Genomic DNA, 19,125 nt, shown 5'->3' on the forward strand with positions numbered 1-19,125 from the left:
CAAACGGTCGCGGAGCGGAGGAGGTGATCGGCCTGTTCAACACCGGTTTCGGACGCGCCTTGGGCGAGTTCGCCCTGATACTGCTCCCCTCTTTCACGCTTGCCGCCGCACTCTCACGCCGGCACATAGCCTCCGAAGCCGCCGGGCGGACGGCGGGGCTCGCCTCGCCTGTAGCCGGGGCGGGCATGATCTGCCCCGACACCGCCTATGCCGCGCTTTCTCCGGCGGCCGGGCGGCACAAGCTCGCCACCGTTTTCGGTGCTTATACCGGCTTCAAACTGCTCTACCCCGCCGGTCCCCTGATCGTGGCGGCCAGGCTGGGCGGTGCAATCCCGGATTCGGCACCGCCGCTGGTTCTGCTGGCCGCAGGAATCGCACTTACACCCCCTGTCTGGGCTGCGGGCATGGTCTGGGTGCGCCTTGTCAACGGAGCACCTGTTGCCGGGAAAGAGCCTGAGCCGGCCCCTGCAAGCGGACGGCTATGGATCGCTTTTGCGCCCTTCGCGCTCATGGCCGCACTGCTAACACTCGGCGGGCTGGCCGGGCAAACCGGTCTGGCCGCGGCGGACTTCTTTCTGTCGCCCAAAGGCGCGCTGATCGCCGCCGCGGTCCTCGCAGTGGCGCAAACCCCAGCCAGCGCGCGCCGCGGCTGCATGGAAGCGGCTGTGCGGCGGACCGGATCATTGCTGCTGCTGATCGGGGCCGCCAGCGCTTTCGGGGCGGCAGTGACCGGGTCTGTGCCTCTTGACCGTCTGGTGCCTGAAGGCGGCGGCCCGCTCACATTGCTCGCCCTGTTCGCACTAACCGCTGCGTTTAAATTGGCCCAGGGATCATCCATGGCGACCTTCGCCGCGGTCTCGCCAGTCGCCGCGCCGATCGTTGCCGCAAGCGGCACTGACCCGCTCGCCGCCGTCTTTGCGATCAGCCTTGGCTCCTTCGTTGCGATCCTGCCCAATGACAGCTTCTACTGGCTCGTGCGTGGTGACGCGCTGGCAGAGGAGAAGCGAGAAGCCCGTGCGGTGTACATTCTTGCAGGCGCATCGGCCATACAGGCACTGACCGGCATGGCGCTGCTCCTTGTATGGGTTCTCATACGATCATGACCCAAAGGCAGGGCGGCTGGCAGGCACTCTTGCGCAACGCCGCCTGGCCCCTCCCGAATGCGGCCAGGACGCCAATTCGCACACCAAGGCCTCCACAGACCTGCAGGCACCTCCGGCGATACCGGTGGAACCCGCAGTTCTAAGGGGGCCTCTGCAACGCGCTAGAAGTCCAGGTTCTCGACGCTGAGGGCGTTTTTCTGGATGAATTCGCGGCGGGGCTCCACCACATCTCCCATCAGCTTGGTGAACAGGTCATCCGCCTCGACCATGTCGTCGATCCGCACTTGCAGCAGGGTGCGCGCATCGGGGTCCAGGGTGGTTTCCCACAGCTGATCCGGGTTCATCTCGCCCAGGCCCTTGTAGCGCTGCAAGGTGAGTCCCTTCTCGCCCTCTTCCAGAATCGCCTGCAGCAGACCGAGCGGCCCGTGAATGATCTGGCTGCGGTCGCGGCGCACCAGCTGGGCAGTGGTGCCGTATACTTCCTGCAGGCTCTTGGTGAAGCTGCCGGTCTTGCGGGCCTCGCCGGAGCGCAGCATCGGGCCGTCCAGCGTGCGGACTTCTTCCACCCCGCGCAGGATGCGGGCCAGGCGGATACCGTGGTCCTGCGTGATCCGGCCCTGCCAGCCGCGCTCGTACTCCAGCGCAATCGCGTCGAGCCGCGCCGCCACCTTGTCCGCCACGCCCTGCAGGTCGGCATCCACCGCGCCGGGCACAAAGGCGCCGGCCACCGCGGCCTGCTCCAGGATATGGCGCGGGTAGTGGGTCGGGAAAGCATCCAGCACGCGCTTGAGCTGGCGCGCCTCATCCACCACGCGGGTGAGGTCTGCGCCGGCGATCTCGGAGCCATCGCCCAGTTTCAGCACCGCGCCGTCGACGCCCTGGTTGATCAGGTAGTCATCCAGCGCCGCCTGATCCTTGAGGTAGACCTCCGACTTGCCGCGCGCGACCTTATAGAGCGGCGGCTGCGCGATGTAGAGGTAGCCGCCCTCGATCAGCTCCGGCATCTGGCGGTAGAAGAAGGTCAGCAGCAGGGTGCGGATGTGGGCGCCGTCGACGTCGGCATCAGTCATGATGACGATCTTGTGGTAGCGCAGCTTGGAGATGTCGAACTCGTCCCGGCCGATGCCGGTGCCCAGCGCCATCACCAGGTTGCCGATTTCCTGAGAGGACAGCATCCGGTCGAAGCGCGCGCGTTCCACGTTCAGGATCTTGCCTCGGAGGGGCAGGATCGCCTGGGTCATCCGGTCCCGCCCCGTCTGGGCGGAGCCGCCGGCCGAGTCACCCTCGACCAGGAAGACTTCGGTCTTGGAGGGGTCTTTTTCGGAGCAATCCTTGAGCTTGCCCGCCAGGTAGTTCACGTCCATCGCGGTCTTGCGGCGGGTCAGCTCGCGCGCCTTGCGGGCGGCCTCGCGGGCCAGCGCGGCTTCGACAATCTTACCGACGATCTGCTTGGCTTCGTTGGGGTTCTCTTCGAACCATTCGGCCAGTTTCTCGCCCATCAGGCTCTCCACCACCGGGCGCACCTCGGAGGATACCAGCTTGTCCTTGGTCTGGCTGGAGAATTTCGGATCCGGCACCTTGACCGACAGAACACAGGTCAGCCCCTCGCGGGCGTCGTCACCGGTGAAGGAGACCTTCTCCTTCTTTGCGATGCCCGACGTCTGCGCGTAGTTGTTGATGGTGCGGGTCAGCGCACCGCGGAAGCCCGCAACGTGAGTGCCGCCATCGCGCTGCGGGATGTTGTTGGTAAAGGGCAGCACCGTCTCGTGGTAGCTGTCGTTCCACCACATGGCGATCTCGACGCCGATGTCGTCCTTTTCCCCCACGATGTAGACCGGAGCCTCCATCACCGGGGTCTTGTGCCGGTCAAGGTATTTGACGAACTCCTTGACGCCGCCCTCGTAAAAGAGCTCAGCCGAGAGCTTCTCTGCCGGGCGCTCATCCTCCAGAATGATCCGCACGCCGGAGTTCAGGAAGGCGAGTTCACGCAGGCGTTTTTCCAGCGTCTCGAAAGAGTACTCCAGGTTCGAGAATGTATCCGTCGACGCCATAAACCGGACCTCGGTGCCGGTCTGGTCGCCGCAATCGCCGACCACTCCCAGATGCTTGACGGTATCGCCGCGCTCAAACCGGGCGACGTGCTCCTTGCCGTTGCGCCAGATGCGCAGTTCCAGCCAATCGGACAGCGCGTTCACCACCGACACACCCACCCCGTGCAGACCGCCGGAGACCTTGTAGGAATTCGAGTCGAACTTACCGCCCGCGTGCAGCTGGGTCATGATGACCTCGGCCGCGGACACGCCTTCCTCGGCATGGATATCCACCGGAATCCCGCGCCCGTTGTCGCTGACGGAGACGCTGGAATCGGCGTGAATTTTGACGGTCACATGGTCTGCGTGGCCCGCCAGTGCTTCATCGATGCCGTTGTCCACGACCTCATACACCATGTGATGCAGGCCCGAGCCGTCATCCGTGTCCCCGATGTACATGCCGGGGCGTTTGCGAACCGCCTCCAACCCTTTGAGAACCTTGATGGAATCCGCGCCATATTCTGCGGGGGCCTGCTCGTTTCCGGACATTCACATCTTCCTGTCTTAGCTTCGGGATTTTATACGAAACCTGACCGGGAATGTCACGCGCAAGCCCCCTTTTTTCTTGGCAGAATCAAGCCGCTTTGGCCCCCAGCCCTCCTGCAGTTCTGAGCCAGGATTCGACCTTGGCCTCCGGCGCATCCGTGGCCGGCGCAAACGTGGTGAACCGCGTGGGTTTGATGCCGACAAAGCCAAGGATCTGGCGGCTGATGAATTTCTTGACTGCATTGCCGTAGAACAGCCGCAGCAGCAGCGCAGGGGTGTCCGATGTGAGCAGCACACGCGCGGTCTTGCCGGTCAGCATCGGCGCCGGCAGCCCCATGAAATTGACGTTGCGGGTGTCAAAGGCACGCCCCGGCAACAAGGCCCGGTCAAACACCGCCTTCAGCTTGGCCGGCACCGCGCCCCACCACAGCGGTGAAGACATCACCACATGCTCTGCCCATTCCAGATCCTCCAGGAAGGCGGCCAGATCCGGTTCCAGCGGCTTGGGGTTCTTATACCCGCTTTGTCCATAGTCCATGTCGAACTTCATTTGCGAAATGTCATGGCAGCGCACTTGGTGGCCGTTTTCCTCAGCCGCGGCCTGATAGGCGGCACACAGGGATTTAGACAGCGAGGTTTGGCCGGGGTGGCCGTTCAGGATCAGGATTTTCCGGGAAGACATTTGAGGCTCCGCAAGTTAAGTTGACCATGGTCACTTTATTGAACCAAAAATGACCGCGGTCAATTATAAAAGTGACCGCGGTCAATAACGAGATCGTGAGGCTGAGACATGACACGTGCACCCCAGAAGCGGCGGCTGGAAACACGGGCAAAGCTGCTGGAGGTGGCAGCGGCTATCGTACGGGAACAAGGCTACAGCGGGCTGCGGGTCGAAGACGTGGTTGCCCGGGCGGGCGTGGCCAAGGGCACCCTGTTTTCCCACTTCAAGGACAAGGACGGGCTGCTGGCTGTGCTGATCGGCGAGGAAGTCACGCGCCTGCTCGACGGGATGGAGGCTGGCGGCACTCCTGCGAACGTTGCCGCCCTCACCGCCCGGCTGGCTCCGCATCTCGATTACGTCGCGCAGGACCGGGTGATCTTCGACCTCCTGCTGCGCTACTCAGGCACCACCGCCGCGGAACCGGATGAGGTGGTCGCGGCAAGCTTTATCCGGCAGGTCACCCTGCTGACAGGCTGGCTGCAGACCCTGCAGGCAGCGGGCAATGTGCGCAAGGACCAGCCACCGGAACTGCTGGCAGAAGGCGTCCAAGGCTTTCTGAATCATGTGCTGGGAGTCTGGTTTTGCGCCGAGCACGAAAACGACGCGTCACCCGCCGATGCGCTCGAACCCTATCTGCGGGCCTGGCTGCTGCCGCCTGCCTGAGGGCAGCGTTCAGGTGAGCGGGATCACCAGCCCCACAGCGATCAGCAGACCGCCCGACACCAGGTTGATGCGCCTTCGGATCCGCGTGGAGGTCACCGCGCGGCGCACGCGGTGCACCATGCCGGCCAGTGCCAGGTTGCCGACCAGCGGGATCACGAAGGACAGCGTCACGATCGCAGCCACATCCGGCCAGGAGGTGCCGGACAGATCAAAGAACCCCGGCAGCACCCCCATGTAGAACAGGATCGCCTTGGGATTGCCCAGAATGGCGGCAATCCCTGCCATGAAACCGGCCCAGACACCGGGGCGGGTCAGGGCCCGGTTTTCCTCTACCGCGTCGCCGGCATGGCGGATCAGCAGATAGCCCATGCCGAGGAACATCAGGCAGGCCACCCAGCGCAGCACGGTCATGATGCCGGTGAACTCCGACACCACCCAGGACATGCCCGCCACCGCGATCAGCGGCCACAGGATATCGCCGCAGGCCACCCCGACCGCCAGAGGCCAGGCTGCCTGAAACCCGCCCGAGAGAGAGCGTGCCATCAAGGCCAGCCAGACCGGGCCAGGGGTCAGAAACAGGATCAGCAGCGCCCCCGCATAGAGGGTCAGATCCCAGGCAGAGACAGTCATTTTTGCAGAACTTCCGACGTGCCGCCGCTGTCCGAGACTTCCAGCACCTGGGCGCGGCCGCCCAGTTCGGCAAACAGCTCCGGCCCGGTGCCGGTCATCCAGGCCTGGGTGCCAAGCGCGCAGATCTCGTCATACAGCGCGGCCCGGCGGCCCGCATCCAGATGCGCGGCCACCTCATCCAGCAGCAGGATCGGCGGCGCGCCTTCGCGCTGTGCCAGCGCCCGGGCGTTGGCCAGGATCAGCGAGACCAGCAGCGCCTTCTGCTCACCGGTGGAGCAATCCTTGGCCGGGATGCCCTTGGCCCGGTAAGTGCCTATCAGGTCAGTGCGGTGCGGCCCCACCAGGGTGCGTCCCGCCGCCAGATCCCGGAACCGGCTTTCCTGCAGCGCCTCTTTGAAATCGGCTTCAGAGGACGGCATGCTGCCCTCTGACTGCAGCAATTCCAGCTCTGCCGCGGGAAATGCGGTTTCCGCCTCCGCCTCCGCCAGCTGCAGCAAATCCACCGCCTGCACCCGTGCGGCATGGATCCGGTGCCCGGCGGACGCCATCCGGTCCTCCAGCACCCGGTACCAGGCGGCATCGCGCACCTGCTCCTTCAGCAGCCGGTTGCGTTCGCGCATCGCTTTCTCATAGGCCAGTGAGGCCTCGGCATGGGCGGGTTCGAAACTCAGCGCGATCCGGTCCAGGAACCGCCGCCGCCCCTCCGCCGCCTCGATCCACAGGCGGTCCATCGCCGGGATCAGCCAGACCACCCGCGCCACCTGCCCCAGCGCCAGCTGACTGGCGGATTTATTATCAATCTTAACCTGCCGGGCAGTGCCGCCCTCGGACCAGGTTTCCACCTCATAGGCCTGCGACGGTGCCCGCAGCTCCCCCTTCAGCTTCCAGCCCAAAGCTTCAGGCTGGCGCGCCATCTCTGCCGCGCTGGCCCGGCGCAACCCGCGGCCCGGAGAAAACAGCGAGACTGCTTCCAGTATGTTGGTCTTGCCTGCCCCGTTGTCCCCGTAGATCGCCACCGGACGCCCGTCCAAACGCAATTCCGCCCGCAAATGCGAGCGGAAATGGGACAGGGTCAATGCGGTCAGGGCCAGCACGAGGCGCGCTCCCTTTTCATCTTTCTAAAAATACTCGCGCCGCAGGCCGCGCCGTCAGGCGCGTCAGACCCGCATCGGCATCACAACGTAAACGGCGCTTTCGTCATTGCCTTCGCGCATCAGGGTCGGATCGCCGGAGGAGTTGAACATGAACACGGCGTTTTCGCGATCCACTTGGTTGGCGATCTCCAAGAGGTACTTGGCGTTAAAGCCAATCTCCAGCCGCTCGTCATTGTAGGCCACCGCCAGCTCTTCCTCGGCGGCGCCGCTGTCGGGCGCGTTCACCGACAGGATCAGGCGGTCCTCTTCCAGCTGCAGCTTCACCGCGCGGGAGCGTTCGGAGGACACGGTGGCAACCCGGTCAACGGCTTGCGCAAACTCGGCTGCATCCACTTCCAGGCGGCGGGTGTTGCCGGCCGGGATCACGCGGGTGTAGTCGGGGAAGGTGCCGTCGATCACCTTGGACGTCAGCGTGATGTTAGGGGTGGCAAATCGAACCTTGGTTTCCGAGACCGACACTGCGATGTCCATGTCGTCATCGTCCAGCAGCTTGCGCAGCTCGCCCACGGTCTTGCGCGGCACGATCACGCCGGGCATGTCCTCGGCGCCCAGCGGCAGTTCCGCGTCGATGCGGGCCAGGCGGTGGCCGTCGGTGGCGACGGCGCGCAGAACCTTGCCGCTATCACCCGACGACACATGCAGGTAAACACCGTTCAAGTAATACCGGGTCTCCTCGGTGGAGATCGCGAATTTCGATTTGTCGAACAAGCGGCGCAGCACCGCGGCCTTCGCGGCGAAGTTCGAGTGATACTCAGAAGACGCCATTACCGGGAAATCCTCCCGCGGCAGGGTCGCCAGCGAGAAGTTGGAGCGGCCGGCCTCAACGGTCAGGCGGCCGGTTGCGGCGTCGGCACTTAGTGTGACCAGCGCGCCGTCGGGCAGCTTGCGGACAATCTCGTGCAGGGTGGTGGCGGCCACGGTGGTCGCGCCGGCGCGCTCCACCTGTGCGGGGGCCTTGTCGACCACCTCGATATCCAGGTCGGTGGCGCGGAATTGGACGCTGTCGCCCTCGGCTTCGATCAGCACATTCGCCAGAATCGGAATGGTGTTGCGGCGCTCAACGACAGACTGCGCCTGAGCCACAGCCTTGAGAAGCGTGCCGCGTTCGATGCTGATCTTCATGTCCCAAATCCTCTTCGTCAGGCCCCTGTCAGTGGCCGGGACAAGCAACCTACCTGTTTACCCCTGCCATACAAGGCTTTTTATGGATTTCTCCAAGGGATTTCCGGCGGGGTCAAGAGGCGGCGGACGGCATATGGGCCAAACCCGGGGAAACGTTGCAGCAGAACCCGGAACTGTCCCCGCGGGGACTGGGTTGCGAAACCTGAAACGAGTCCCCGCGGGGACACAGACGAAAAACGCCCCGGCGCGCAGGCCGGGGCGTGATACGGGCAGGTAAAGACGCTGGAGAGGCGCTTAGGCCTTCACCCGCTCCGATTTCGGATCGTACATCGGCTTCAGCGAAGCCTCGGCCTTCACCTTCACACCGCAGACGTCGATCTCGTAGGTGGAGCCCAGCACATCGGCGGCGCTTTCCCCCTCGCACGGCACATAGCCCATGCCGATGGCGGCACCCAGTGTGTGGCCGTAGTTGCCGGAGCTGAGGTAGCCCACATATTTGCCGTCGCGGATGATCGGCTCGTTGTGGAACAAGAGCGGTTCGGCATCGGTCAGTTTGAATTGCAGCATGCGGTTCTTGGGGCCGGTTTCCTTGCGCTCCAGCACCGCAGCCTTGCCGATGAAATCGTCCTTGCCGGTGGCAACTGCAAAGCCGAGGCCGGCGTCGATCACGTTGTCCTCGCAGGTGATGTCGTGGCCGAAGTGGCGGAAGCCCTTCTCGATCCGGCAGCTGTCCATCATGTGCATGCCGCAAAGCTTGAGCCCCATGCCCTGGCCCGCTTCCCACAGGGTCTCAAACGCGTGGCCCGCCATGTCGGCGCCAACGTAGATTTCCCAGCCAAGTTCGCCCACATAGGTCACACGGTGCACACGGGCGAGGCCCATGCCCAGCTCGATCTCCTGCGCGGTGCCGAAGGGGTTAGCCTCGTTGGAGAAATCGTTGGGTGACACTTTCTGCAACAGTTTGCGGGCGTTGGGGCCCATCACAGCCAGCACGCCCTCGCCTGCGGTCACGTCGGTGATCACCACGCGATGATCGCCCACGTGGCGCATCATCCAGGTCTGGTCGGCCAGACGGGTCGCCGCCGGGGTCACCACCAGATAGGCGGTCTCAGACAGGCGGGTGACGGTCACATCCGCCTCGATGCCACCGCGCGGGTTCAGGAATTGGGTGTACACGATCTTGCCCGCGGGCACCGAGACGTTGGCGCCGCAGATGTAGTTGAGGAAGGTCTCCGCATCCGGGCCTTCGACGCGGATCTTGCCGAAGGAGGACATGTCGTACATGCCGACGTTCTCGCGGACTGCCTTGTGTTCAGCGGCAGAGTTTTCGAACCAGTTCTGGCGCTTCCAGCTGTACTGGTATTCGCGTTCCTGACCCTCATTGGCGAACCAGTTGGCGCGCTCCCAGCCGCCGAGTTCGCCGAAGACCGCGCCCTGTTCCTTCAGGTGGTGATGGAACGGGGTCCGGCGCACACCGCGGGCAGTGGCCTTCTGGCGGTAGGGGAAGTGGTCGGCGTAGAGCAGGCCCAGCGTCTCTTTTGAGCGCTCAAACAGATAGTGCTTGTTGCCCTGGAACGGGTGCATGCGGGAGATATCGACATCGCCCAGGTCGAACGGTTTCTGGCCGTCTTCCATCCACTGCGCCAGCGCCATACCGGCGCCGCCGGCCGACTGGATGCCGATCGAGTTGAAGCCCGCAGCGACCCAGAAGTTGTCCATCTCAGGCGCCAGGCCCAGGTGGTAGGCGTCGTCCGGGGTGAAGGATTCCGGTCCATTGAAGAAGGTGTGGATGCCTGCCTCAGCCAGCATCGGCATCCGGTTACAGGCCGCTTCCAGGATCGGCTCGAAGTGGTCGAAGTCCTCGGGCAGCTGGTCGAATTCAAAGCTGTCGGGGATGCCGTTCATTGCCCAGGGCTTGGCATTCGGTTCAAACGCGCCCAGCAGGATCTTTCCGGCGTCTTCCTTGTAGTAGGCGCATTCGTCCGGGACGCGCAGCACCGGCATCTGGGTCAGGCCCGTGATCCCTTCAGTGACGATATAGAAGTGCTCGCAAGCATGAAGCGGGACGTTGACACCCGCCATGCGGCCGACCTCGTGGCCCCACATACCCGCGCAATTCACCACCATGTCGGCCTCGATATGGCCCTGCGATTGGCCGTCATCGCTGACCCAGTCGACACCGGTGACACGGCGGCCTTCCTTGGAGATGCCGGTGACCTTAATGCGCTCCTTGACCAGTGCTCCGCGCTGGCGGGCGCCTTTGGCCAGAGCCAGCGCAATGTTAGCCGGGTCGCCCTGCCCGTCCTTGGGCAGCCACACACCGGCGGTCACGTCGCCCACGTTCAGGTGCTCGTAGCGGGCTTTCACTTCCTCGGGGGAGATTTCCTCAACCTCGACGCCAAAGGCGCGCGCCATGGCGGCCTGGCGGAAGATCTCTTCCTTGCGCTCTTCGGTGAGCGCAACGGTGATCGAGCCGCAGCGTTTGAAGCCAGTGGCGACGCCGGTTTCTTCTTCCAGCGAGCCGTAGAGTTCTTGGCTGTATTTCGCCAGCTTGGTCATGTTGGCAGTCGCGCGCAACTGGGCGATCAGGCCCGCGGCGTGCCAGGTGGTGCCGGAGGTGAGCTGCTTGCGCTCCAGCAGCACCACATCTTTCCAGCCGAGCTTGGTCAGGTGATAGGCCACCGAGCAGCCGATCACGCCGCCGCCGATAATGACCACGCGGGCCTTGTTGGGAAGATCGCTCATGTCATCGCTCCACATTCAGTGTTGAGGCCGATTTATCACGTACAGGCGGCACAAAATGCATCAAAAACGTCAGACTCCCGGGGCTATTCTCCGGCCTTAAGGATATTTTCCGGACCGTCCTCCCCCAGCCTGCGGCGCTTGCGCAGGGCAAATGGGGTGATGCCGAAGAAGCTTTTGTAAAGGCTGGAAAATCCGTTCGGGAAGCCGCAGGCGAGACCGATTTCCCGCACGCTCATGGTGGTGTTGAGCAGGAGGTTGTTGGCCTTGGAAAGGCGCATTTCCCGGTAGAAGCCGTTGGGGGTGGTGCCCAGGAAGGTCTTGAACTTGCGTTCCAGAGAGCGGGTGGAAATGCCAAGTTCGGCAACGATTTCGCTGATCGGCACCGGTTCCTCGATATTGTCCTGCATGATGCGGATGCAGTGGTCCAGGTCGCTGTCGCCGGTGATCGTCGGCTTGGCGCCGGCGAACGGCTGAAGCGAGGAGAAATCCCGCACCTGTTCGTGCAGCATGATATTGGCGACGGTCATCTGCGCCGCGGCGGAGGTGAGCCGCCCGACCAGCGCCAGCGCGATATCAACAGTGGACCCCATGCCGGCGCAGGTCACCACCAGCCCGTCCTCGCTGGCCAGCGCGTGGCTGGAATCGTTCAGCCCCATGCGTTCGCGCAGCAGGGCGGAGTTTTCCCAGTGGGTCGTCAGCCGCCCGGACGCCCCGCCCTGATCGCGGATGTAACGGGCCGCGGCCTCTGCCAGCAGGTAAACCTTGATGCCGCGGCAGGTGTAGCTGGAGATCACCCGGCCCAGGCTTAGGCCCGGATGATCCGGGTCGGAGTTGCCAAGGAAGAAGGCAAAATCCGCGTCCGGCTTGGCCGCAAAGGATTCGGTATCAAGGCTGAGGCCCGCCCGGCAGCCGACCCGTCCCCCCTGCAACGAGCGGACCGTCCATTTGAACGGCGGCTGCGCCAGCACCCTGTTGGCGATCCTGAGCACTTCAAGAATTGCCGACATTTCTGTCAGGACAAAGCCTTCGGTGACGATGATGTCGATGCTCCACACCCGGGCCGGATCCGCAGCTTTGAGTTTTTCCGGAGTTGCCATGCTGATCCCCCCTCCCCTGGGCAGACGATGTCAGACGATCCGATGCCCGGCCGCGCGCAGCTGGCGGGCCAGTTCGGCAATGTGGTCCGGGCCGACTTCACAGCAGCCGCCGACGATGGTGGCGCCCTGCGCGACCCAGCCCATCGCAAATTCAGCATAAGCCTTGGGCCCGAGATCCTGGCGCTGCTCCAAGGCATCCACTGTGGGGGCATCCTGCAGGAAGCCCTCCGAAATCCGGGTGAAGCCGTTGGCATAGGCTCCAAACGGCTTGCCGAATGCCTTGACGATCTCCAGCCCGGTGGCGATGACCTCGGGCCGGGAGCAATTGAGCAGCACAGCGTCCGGCTGAAATTCTTCGATCAGCGGGGCAAGGGCCGCCAGCGGCTCACCGGAGCGCAGCAGGGTGCCGTCCTCATCCGAAACAGAGGCAGCCAGCCAGACAGGTTTGTCCGTGCCGGCGCAGCCCAGCAATGCGCCCCTGGCCTGCTCCAGCGAGGAGACAGTCTCGATCAGGAACAGATCCGCCTTCGGCTCCAGAAGCTGGACCAGTTCGGCATAGACGCCTTGGGCTTCCTCAGCCGGCGGGCAGATGTCCGGCCGGTAAGAGGCAATCAGCGGTCCAAGCGCGGCGGCGACGTGGCCCGAACCGTGGGCATCGCGCGCGGCGGCGGCCTGGCTGGCGGCCGTCTCCAGCAACTCCTCGAAATGGTCTTCGATACCGGCACGGCGCAGCCGGTCGCGCAGCACGGCGTAGGTGTTCATGGTGGCCACTGTGGCCCCGGCGGCAAAGTAGTCGGCGTGAACGCTGCCAGCCACATCCGGCTTTTGGATCATCACGGACGTGGACCACAGGGGCGTTGCCCGCTCGCCGGAGCGTCTGACAATCTCCTGCCCGATCGAGCCATCCAGAAGCGTGATCTCAGCCATACCGAACCGTCCTTATTCAGGGTGCCATGCGCCGCCAGGATACAGGAAACGGTCCGGCGGCGCAGGCTGTCTTGCAATCAGGCATCAGCCCGGGCAGGTCACCACCCGGGATGATGCCAGTACATTAGGCGCGCAGGCGCTCGTTGGCCGGATCCCACAGCGGTTCGTCTTTCTGAACCACCGCACGGCATTTCTCACCGTAGATCTCGACCTCCAGCTCAGTGCCCGGCACGGCGAGATCGGTGCGCACCATGCCCAGAGCGATGGAGGCGTTGACGCGGTAACCCCAATCGCCGGAAGTGGTTTCGCCCACGATTTCGCCATCTTTCCAGATGCAGGACATGTAAGGCGCGTCCGCCTCGCCTGCGTCGACGATCAGGGTGACGAAGGACTTCTTTGCCCCCTGCTGCTTTTCGGCCTGGATCGCGGCCTTGCCCGGGAAGTCCTGGGGCTTGTCCAGCTTGATAAAACGCTCCAGCCCGCCTTCGAGCAGCGAGTAATCGGTGCTGAGATCGCCCTTCCAAGTGCGGTAGCCTTTTTCGATCCGCAGGGAGTTCAGCGCGTACATGCCGAACGGCTTGGCACCGCCTGCGAGCAGGGCGTCGTAGATCGCCGGCTGATGCGCGTTGGCACAGTGAACTTCCCAGCCCAGCTCGCCGGCAAAGGAGACCCGCGCCAGGAAGGCGGGCTTGCCTGCCACTGTGGCTTCCTGATGAGTCAGCCAGCCGAGCGACAGGTCAGCGTCCGAGATACCCGCCAGCAGCTCCCGCGATTTCGGACCGGTAACGATCATGGTCGCAAACTCGGTGGTGCGGTCTGTCAGGGTCAGACCCGCGGGCAGCGCTTTGCGCAAGATCTCGAAGTCGTGCCACTGGGCCGAGCCCGCGGTGATCATGGTGAAGTGGTCTTCGCCATGACGAATGCAGGACATCTCGGTCAGAATGCGGCCGCGGTCATCCGAGAAGTAGACCAGGTTCATCCGGCCCACCTTGGGCAGGCCGCCAGTCACCATACCGCGCAGGAATTCGGCTGCGCCCTCGCCGTCCAGGTTGAAGCGGGAGAAGCCCGGCAGGTCCAGCACGCCGACACTGTCGCGGACCGCTTCGCATTCTTCCTGAATGCGCTGCTGCCACGGGCCGGAGCGGCCCCAGGTATGCGTGGCCTCCTCGGAGGTGTCGTCACCCTCCTTGGCAAACCAGTTGGCGCGTTCCCAACCGTTGTAGACACCCATCTGGCCGCCCAGTTCCTTGATCTTGGCGTGCACCTGGCTAACCTTCTTGTCGCGCGCAGCCGGCCATTCGTGGTGCGGGAAGTGCATGGCGTATTCGTTGCCGTAAACTTCCATGCCCTTTTTGTTGCAGTAATCCTGGTCGGTATAGTCGGTATAGCGGCGCGGATCGACGGCCCACATATCCCACTCAGTGTGGCCATCAACGATCCATTCGGCCAGCACCTTGCCGGCGCCGCCGCCCTGGGCAATGCCGAAGGTGAAGCTGTGCGCTTCAAACGCGTTTTTCACTCCCGGCATCGGGCCGATCATCGGCAGGCCATCGGGGGCATAGGGGATCGGGCCGTTGATCACACTGGAGACACCGGATGACGCCATCAGCGGCACCCGCTCCATGGCATCGGTGACGATATCCTCGATCCGGTCCAGATCTTCCTGCCACAGCTGGAATGAGAAGTCCTCGGGCATCGGATCGTCGTCGGTCAGCCAGTGGCCTTTGCAGTTCGGCTCGTAGGGGCCGAGGTTGTAGCCGTGCTTTTCCTGACGGAGGTAGTAAGACACGTCCACGTCGCGGATCAGGGGCAGCTTGCCGCCGTGTTCCTTCGACCAGGCTTCGACTTCGGGGATCTGTTCGGTCAGCAGATACTGGTGCTCCATCACCATGGCAGGCACGGTGCGGCCGCCGTAGGGCTTGAACATCTCGCCCACGCGCTGCGCATAGTAACCGGCGGCGTTCACCACATAGTCACAGTCGATATCGCCTTTTTCGGTGTGCACGGTCCAGGTGCCATCTTCGTGCTGGGTCACACCGGTCGCCGGGGTGAAGCGCAGGATCTTAGCGCCCATGTCGCGCGCGCCTTTGGCCAGGGCCTGGGTCAGCTGTGCCGGGTCGATGTCACCATCGGTCGGGTCATAGAGAACCCCTGCCAGGTCATGGGTCTCCAGGAACGGATAGTGCTCCTTGGTTTCTTCCGGGGTCCACATCTCCATCGGGATACCCTGGTAGCGGCCCATGGACATGGCGCGTTCGAATTCCTGCATCCGCTCTTTGGTGTGTGCAAGGCGGATCGAGCCCGAAACATGGTAGTTCATCGGGTAGTCGACCTCTTCGGCCAAGCCTGAATAAAGCTCGGTCGAATAGCGCTGCATGTTCATGATCGCCCAGGACGTCGAGAAGGTCGGCACATTGCCGGCCGCGTGCCAGGTCGAACCGGCGGTCAGCTCGTTCTTTTCCAGAAGCACACAATCGGTCCAGCCTTTCTTGGCCAAATGAAAAAGCGACGAGCAGCCGACGACGCCGCCGCCGATGATGACCACGCGGGCCTTGGTTGGAAAATCAGACATGTTCGCTCCCTAGTCTCAGTCCTCTTGCGGCACGCCGTCCGCGATTTCGTAGTAGTCGCCCTTGGAGGCGGTAAAGATGTGCTTTTCGACACTGAGACCGGTGTTCCCGTCGACAGTGCCCAAAGCAAAACTCGTGGTGTCTTCGCCCTTGCCCTTCCAGAAAAGGAAGGAGCCGCAGCGCGGGCAGCTGCCGCGTTTGGCCCGCGGTGTTGCCTCAAACCAGCTGACCGGACCGGTGATCGTGAGGTCCTCCTCCCGCACCTGAGCCGAGGCCCAGATGCCGCCCGATTGCTTGCGGCACTGGCTGCAATGGCACATCGAAGCCCCCTGGGGCCGGGCGGCGGTTTCAAAGCGGACATCACCGCAAAGGCAGGATCCCCTGATCATCATCCCCTCCTAGTAAACCGGCGGCGCGATCACCCAGACGGCCACGGCAGGCTCGTCGTAAGGGTTGGACCACTGATACGGCTCGTGCTTGATCCGGAAGCTGTCGCCGGGACCTACAGTAAAGCTGCGGCCGCCGATCAGCAGGTCCAGCTTGCCCGAGATCATGTAGCCGACCTCCTGCGTTGGCCGGTTGGCCGGCGTCTGCATCCGCGATTTGGGCTGGAAGGTGGAATGCACCATCTCGAAGTCGTCGGTCAGATCGGGGGAGAGCAGTTCTTCGATCAGCCCCTCCTCGCCGGAGCCCATCGGACGGCGGGAGCCTGCGCGCACGATGTAGCCATGCTCATCCGCCGGGGCGCCGGAGTGGGCAAACAGCATCGACATCGGCACGCCCAGCGCCTCGGCAATCTGGCGCAGGTCAGAAATCGAAGGGTCAGACATGTCCCGTTCAACCTGGCTCAGCCAGCCGACCGAGCGGTTCAGCACTGCGGCGATATCCGACAGCGTCAGCCCGCGCGCCTTGCGCAAGGCCCGGATATCCGCTCCCAATGTCGCTGCGGCCAGGGTCTGATCGTTCACAGGCTTGCTCCCAACTCGTGAAAAAATCCTCTCGTTTTTCACGATGCATCGGGCCCGTGAAATTTCCAAGCATTTTTTCACGAAAGCGGTTGTCCCACGAAAAAACCCAGCGCTTTCAGACGCCGGGCCTTTCATCTTTCTGGAAATACTCTGGGGTGAGGCCGCCAGGCCGAGGGGCGAAGCCCCTGGATGCCCCGAATCAGATGCGGTTGAACACCTGATGCAGAATCGCTGCCAAGTGATCCGCATCCTGCTGGGTAAAGGCCTCCGGCTGGTCGCTGTCGATGTCAAAAACCCCGATCAGCGCGCCTGCGCCATTCCAGACTGGCAGCACCAGCTCCGAACGGGTGGAGGAGGCGCAGGCAATATGGCCGGGAAACGCCTCCACATCCGGCACCAGTTGCACCTCGCCGCTGCGCGCTGCCGCGCCGCAGACACCGCGGGAGAACGGGATCTGCAGGCAGCCGTGGCCGCCCTGATAGGGGCCGATCTTCAGCAGCTCCGGCGCAACGGCACGGTAAAAGCCGGTCCAGTCGAACCGGTCGTCGGCGTGATGCACCTCGCAGGCGACTGTAGCCATCAGCGCCACCTCATCCGTCTCGCCTTCGGTCAGCGAGGCGATGGTCTTGGCAAGGATATTGTAATCGGCCTGCATGAACAGCCCTCCTTCAACGCAGCAGAGGGGGCTGTCTGCCCCCTCTTGACCTGACGGTCAATTCACCCCCGAGAGTATTTTGCGAAGGTGAAGATCACACCCGCTCGATTGCGATCGCGGTGCCTTCCCCGCCGCCGATGCAGATGGCGGCCACACCGCGCTTGAGGCCGCGCTTTTCCAGCGCGTTCAGAAGGGTGACCATGATGCGCGCGCCGGAGGCGCCGATCGGGTGGCCCAGCGCGCAGGCGCCGCCATTCACGTTCACCTTGTCGCGGGAAATGCCCATTTCGTGCATGAAGGCCATGGGCACCACAGCAAAGGCCTCATTGACCTCCCACAGATCGACATCCTCAACTTTCCAGCCAAGCGACTTGAGCAGTTTCTGCGCTGCTGGCACCGGTGCAGTGGTGAACCAGCCCGGCGCCTGGGCGTGGCTGGCGTGGCCCAGGATGCGGGCGCGCACGGTCAGGCCCTGCGCTTCGGCCGCCTCGGCGGAGGCCATCACCAGCGCCGCGGCGCCATCCGAAATGGAGGAGGCATTGGCGGCGGTCACGGTGCCGTCCTTGCGGAACGCCGGTTTCAGCGTGGGGATCTTTTCCGGACGCGCCGATTTCGGTTGCTCATCCGCATCGGTGACCACCTCGCCCTTGCGGGTTTTCACGGTCACCGCGGCGATTTCGCCGTCGAAGGCGCCGCTCTCCTGTGCTTCCAGCGCGTTGGACAAGGACTTCAGGGCATATTCGTCCTGAGCTTCGCGGGTGAACTGGTATTTTTCAGCGCAGTCCTCGGCAAAGGTGCCCATGAGGCGGCCCTTGTCATAGGCGTCTTCCAGCCCGTCGAGGAACATGTGGTCGATGACTTGGCCATGGCCGATGCGGGCGCCGCCGCGCATTTTCGGCAGGATGTAGGGGGCATTGGTCATGCTTTCCATACCGCCGGCAATCATCGTGTCCGCGTGGCCCAGCGCGATCTGATCAAACGCGATCATCGCCGCCTTCATGCCGGAACCGCACATCTTGTTGAGCGTGGTGGCCGGGGCGTCTTCGCCCAGGCCCGCCGCAAACCCGGCCTGGCGCGCAGGCGCCTGGCCCTGGCCCGCGGGCAGCACACACCCCATCAGAACCTCATCGACAGTGGCAGCGCCGGCCCCGTCGAGGGCCGCCCGGATGGCCGCGCCGCCCAGCTCCGAAGCCGTCACCCCGTCGTACATTCCCTGGAATCCGCCCATCGGCGTCCGGGCTGCTCCGGCGATAACAACATCTTTCATGCAATTTTCCTCCAATCGTCAAAATTATACCTACAGAAAAGTAAGCTTTGCGGTCTAGAGTGCTGCCAAATGACGTTACATCCCGGGGGAAGAAATGAGCCTGACGACCACCATGACGGACGATGCGCAGATCGTCAAAGTCAATGCTGAACGTATTGACGCCGCCATGGCTATCCAATTCAAGGAGGACATGCGGACGGAAACCGAAAGCGGGCCGGACCGTGTGATCCTCGATCTGTCCGAGGTCCAGTTCATCGATTCCAGCGGGCTTGGCGCGATTGTCGCTGCGATGAAGCAGCTGGGCGGCACCCGCAAACTGGATCTCGCCGGGCTGACACCAATGGTGGAGAAGGTTTTCCGGCTGACCCGGATGGATACGGTCTTTGACCTCTACGGTTCGCTGAACGAAGCAACCGCGCCTGCTAACGCAAATTCTTGAAGACGAACGCGCTGGCGGCGCAAAGCGAGAAATTTATGGTAAAAACCTTTGCCTGCTCGTTCACGGCCACAAATCTGGATGCTCGCAAGGGAATCCAGTCCGTGGTCAGCAAACTGCGGTCCCTGGGGGTGCCGGGTGCCCGCGTGGACGAGGTGCAAATTGCCCTGACCGAAGCCGTGAACAACGTGGTCGAACACGCCTATGAGGACACAACCCCCGGCGACGTCCGGATCAGGGTGGAGCTGGCACCGGAGCGTTTGTGGATCAGCATTCAGGACGCCGGCAGCCCGTTCCCCCAAGGCGAGCTGCCCGAAGGCAAGCCCGCGGATATCAGCGGACCCACCGACAGCCTGCCCGAAGGCGGATTTGGCTGGTTCCTGATCCGGGAGCTTGCAAGCCAGGTTCAGTACGAGCGGGCGGATGGGAACAATAACCTTTCTCTTTGCTTTGAAATCCAGGTCACCACCCCCCCTGCCGAAGCCTGAACC

The 19,125-nt window shown here is 63.6% G+C and carries 17 protein-coding genes; 4 read left to right on the plus strand and 13 right to left on the minus strand.

Translation table 11 applies throughout. The features are described 5' to 3' along the window. The first annotated feature begins 23 nt into the window (after positions 1–23). The gene (locus AC5STI_RS12950; RefSeq protein ID WP_495446956.1) at positions 24–1,103 is read left to right on the plus strand and encodes a GntT/GntP/DsdX family permease; all 1,080 of its coding nucleotides are present in this window, start codon (positions 24–26) and stop codon (positions 1,101–1,103) included. 161 nt (positions 1,104–1,264) lie between these two features. Here AC5STI_RS12950 and gyrB read toward each other — a convergent pair whose 3' ends face one another. Both gyrB and AC5STI_RS12960 read right to left on the minus strand, forming a co-directional pair. Next, entirely contained in the window at positions 1,265–3,682 is a 2,418-nt protein-coding gene (gene gyrB / locus AC5STI_RS12955; RefSeq protein WP_495446957.1) for a DNA topoisomerase (ATP-hydrolyzing) subunit B, read from the minus strand. Positions 3,683–3,767: 85 nt separating this feature from the next. Next, positions 3,768–4,361, minus strand: coding sequence for an NAD(P)H-dependent oxidoreductase (locus AC5STI_RS12960; protein WP_475048245.1), 594 nt, complete (start codon positions 4,359–4,361; stop codon positions 3,768–3,770). Positions 4,362–4,469: 108 nt separating this feature from the next. On the opposite strand from AC5STI_RS12960, the gene AC5STI_RS12965 reads away from it, so the two are divergent. Continuing rightward, positions 4,470–5,063, plus strand: coding sequence for a TetR/AcrR family transcriptional regulator (locus AC5STI_RS12965; protein WP_495446958.1), 594 nt, complete (start codon positions 4,470–4,472; stop codon positions 5,061–5,063). A gap of 9 nt (positions 5,064–5,072) precedes the next feature. Here the strand turns inward: AC5STI_RS12965 and AC5STI_RS12970 are convergent, their stop codons facing one another. From AC5STI_RS12970 to AC5STI_RS13020, 11 genes are all read right to left on the minus strand, one after another. Beyond that, on the minus strand, positions 5,073–5,693 hold the full coding sequence (locus AC5STI_RS12970; RefSeq protein ID WP_495446959.1) for a LysE family translocator: 621 nt from the start codon (positions 5,691–5,693) through the stop codon (positions 5,073–5,075). Then, complete coding sequence (gene recF, locus AC5STI_RS12975) at positions 5,690–6,787, minus strand: DNA replication/repair protein RecF (RefSeq protein ID WP_495446960.1); 1,098 nt, start codon at positions 6,785–6,787, stop codon at positions 5,690–5,692. The genes AC5STI_RS12970 and recF overlap by 4 nt, the downstream gene beginning before the upstream one ends. 63 nt (positions 6,788–6,850) lie before the next feature. Beyond that, positions 6,851–7,969, minus strand: coding sequence for a DNA polymerase III subunit beta (gene dnaN / locus AC5STI_RS12980; RefSeq protein ID WP_495446961.1), 1,119 nt, complete (start codon positions 7,967–7,969; stop codon positions 6,851–6,853). 294 nt (positions 7,970–8,263) lie between these two features. Beyond that, complete coding sequence (locus AC5STI_RS12985; RefSeq protein ID WP_495446962.1) at positions 8,264–10,714, minus strand: GcvT family protein; 2,451 nt, start codon at positions 10,712–10,714, stop codon at positions 8,264–8,266. Between the two features lie 83 nt (positions 10,715–10,797). Further along, entirely contained in the window at positions 10,798–11,811 is a 1,014-nt protein-coding gene (locus tag AC5STI_RS12990) for a GlxA family transcriptional regulator (protein ID WP_495446963.1), read from the minus strand. A 30-nt stretch (positions 11,812–11,841) separates the two neighbouring features. Further along, positions 11,842–12,738, minus strand: a complete 897-nt coding sequence (locus AC5STI_RS12995) for a homocysteine S-methyltransferase family protein (RefSeq protein WP_495446964.1) — start codon at positions 12,736–12,738, stop codon at positions 11,842–11,844. Between the two features lie 124 nt (positions 12,739–12,862). Next, the gene (locus AC5STI_RS13000) at positions 12,863–15,310 is read right to left on the minus strand and encodes a GcvT family protein (RefSeq protein WP_495446965.1); all 2,448 of its coding nucleotides are present in this window, start codon (positions 15,308–15,310) and stop codon (positions 12,863–12,865) included. Between the two features lie 15 nt (positions 15,311–15,325). Further along, the gene (locus tag AC5STI_RS13005; RefSeq protein ID WP_495446966.1) at positions 15,326–15,697 is read right to left on the minus strand and encodes a GFA family protein; all 372 of its coding nucleotides are present in this window, start codon (positions 15,695–15,697) and stop codon (positions 15,326–15,328) included. Between the two features lie 9 nt (positions 15,698–15,706). Next, the gene (locus AC5STI_RS13010) at positions 15,707–16,276 is read right to left on the minus strand and encodes a helix-turn-helix domain-containing protein (RefSeq protein ID WP_475048265.1); all 570 of its coding nucleotides are present in this window, start codon (positions 16,274–16,276) and stop codon (positions 15,707–15,709) included. Positions 16,277–16,475: 199 nt separating this feature from the next. Further along, positions 16,476–16,931 carry a GAF domain-containing protein gene (locus AC5STI_RS13015; RefSeq protein ID WP_495446967.1) on the minus strand — a complete coding sequence of 152 codons (456 nt, stop codon included), beginning with the start codon at positions 16,929–16,931 and terminating at the stop codon, positions 16,476–16,478. Between the two features lie 94 nt (positions 16,932–17,025). Further along, a complete protein-coding gene (locus AC5STI_RS13020) occupies positions 17,026–18,198 on the minus strand; it encodes a thiolase family protein (RefSeq protein ID WP_495446968.1) in 1,173 nt (390 codons plus the stop codon). A gap of 94 nt (positions 18,199–18,292) precedes the next feature. Between AC5STI_RS13020 and AC5STI_RS13025 the strand changes: the two genes are divergently transcribed. Together AC5STI_RS13025 and AC5STI_RS13030 are read left to right on the plus strand one after the other, a co-directional pair. Then, positions 18,293–18,637, plus strand: coding sequence for an STAS domain-containing protein (locus AC5STI_RS13025; RefSeq protein ID WP_475048269.1), 345 nt, complete (start codon positions 18,293–18,295; stop codon positions 18,635–18,637). Positions 18,638–18,672: 35 nt separating this feature from the next. Beyond that, positions 18,673–19,122, plus strand: coding sequence for an ATP-binding protein (locus tag AC5STI_RS13030; RefSeq protein ID WP_495447765.1), 450 nt, complete (start codon positions 18,673–18,675; stop codon positions 19,120–19,122). Positions 19,123–19,125: the final 3 nt, after the last annotated feature.

This window comes from Leisingera sp. CC-HEC096 (genome assembly GCF_059429235.1).

Excerpts from the sequence above, each read along its gene's own strand:
- AC5STI_RS13015 (WP_495446967.1), bottom strand. The coding sequence starts at position 16,931 with ATGCAGGCCGATTACAATATCCTTGCCAAGACCATCGCCTCGCTGACC.
- AC5STI_RS13025 (WP_475048269.1), top strand. The coding sequence starts at position 18,293 with ATGAGCCTGACGACCACCATGACGGACGATGCGCAGATCGTCAAAGTC.
- AC5STI_RS13030 (WP_495447765.1), top strand. The coding sequence starts at position 18,673 with ATGGTAAAAACCTTTGCCTGCTCGTTCACGGCCACAAATCTGGATGCT.
- AC5STI_RS13005 (WP_495446966.1), bottom strand. The coding sequence starts at position 15,697 with ATGATCAGGGGATCCTGCCTTTGCGGTGATGTCCGCTTTGAAACCGCC.
- AC5STI_RS12995 (WP_495446964.1), bottom strand. The coding sequence starts at position 12,738 with ATGGCTGAGATCACGCTTCTGGATGGCTCGATCGGGCAGGAGATTGTC.
- AC5STI_RS12985 (WP_495446962.1), bottom strand. The coding sequence starts at position 10,714 with ATGAGCGATCTTCCCAACAAGGCCCGCGTGGTCATTATCGGCGGCGGC.
- AC5STI_RS13000 (WP_495446965.1), bottom strand. The coding sequence starts at position 15,310 with ATGTCTGATTTTCCAACCAAGGCCCGCGTGGTCATCATCGGCGGCGGC.
- gyrB (WP_495446957.1), bottom strand. The coding sequence starts at position 3,682 with ATGTCCGGAAACGAGCAGGCCCCCGCAGAATATGGCGCGGATTCCATC.
- dnaN (WP_495446961.1), bottom strand. The coding sequence starts at position 7,969 with ATGAAGATCAGCATCGAACGCGGCACGCTTCTCAAGGCTGTGGCTCAG.
- AC5STI_RS12960 (WP_475048245.1), bottom strand. The coding sequence starts at position 4,361 with ATGTCTTCCCGGAAAATCCTGATCCTGAACGGCCACCCCGGCCAAACC.
- AC5STI_RS12965 (WP_495446958.1), top strand. The coding sequence starts at position 4,470 with ATGACACGTGCACCCCAGAAGCGGCGGCTGGAAACACGGGCAAAGCTG.
- AC5STI_RS12970 (WP_495446959.1), bottom strand. The coding sequence starts at position 5,693 with ATGACTGTCTCTGCCTGGGATCTGACCCTCTATGCGGGGGCGCTGCTG.
- AC5STI_RS12990 (WP_495446963.1), bottom strand. The coding sequence starts at position 11,811 with ATGGCAACTCCGGAAAAACTCAAAGCTGCGGATCCGGCCCGGGTGTGG.
- AC5STI_RS13020 (WP_495446968.1), bottom strand. The coding sequence starts at position 18,198 with ATGAAAGATGTTGTTATCGCCGGAGCAGCCCGGACGCCGATGGGCGGA.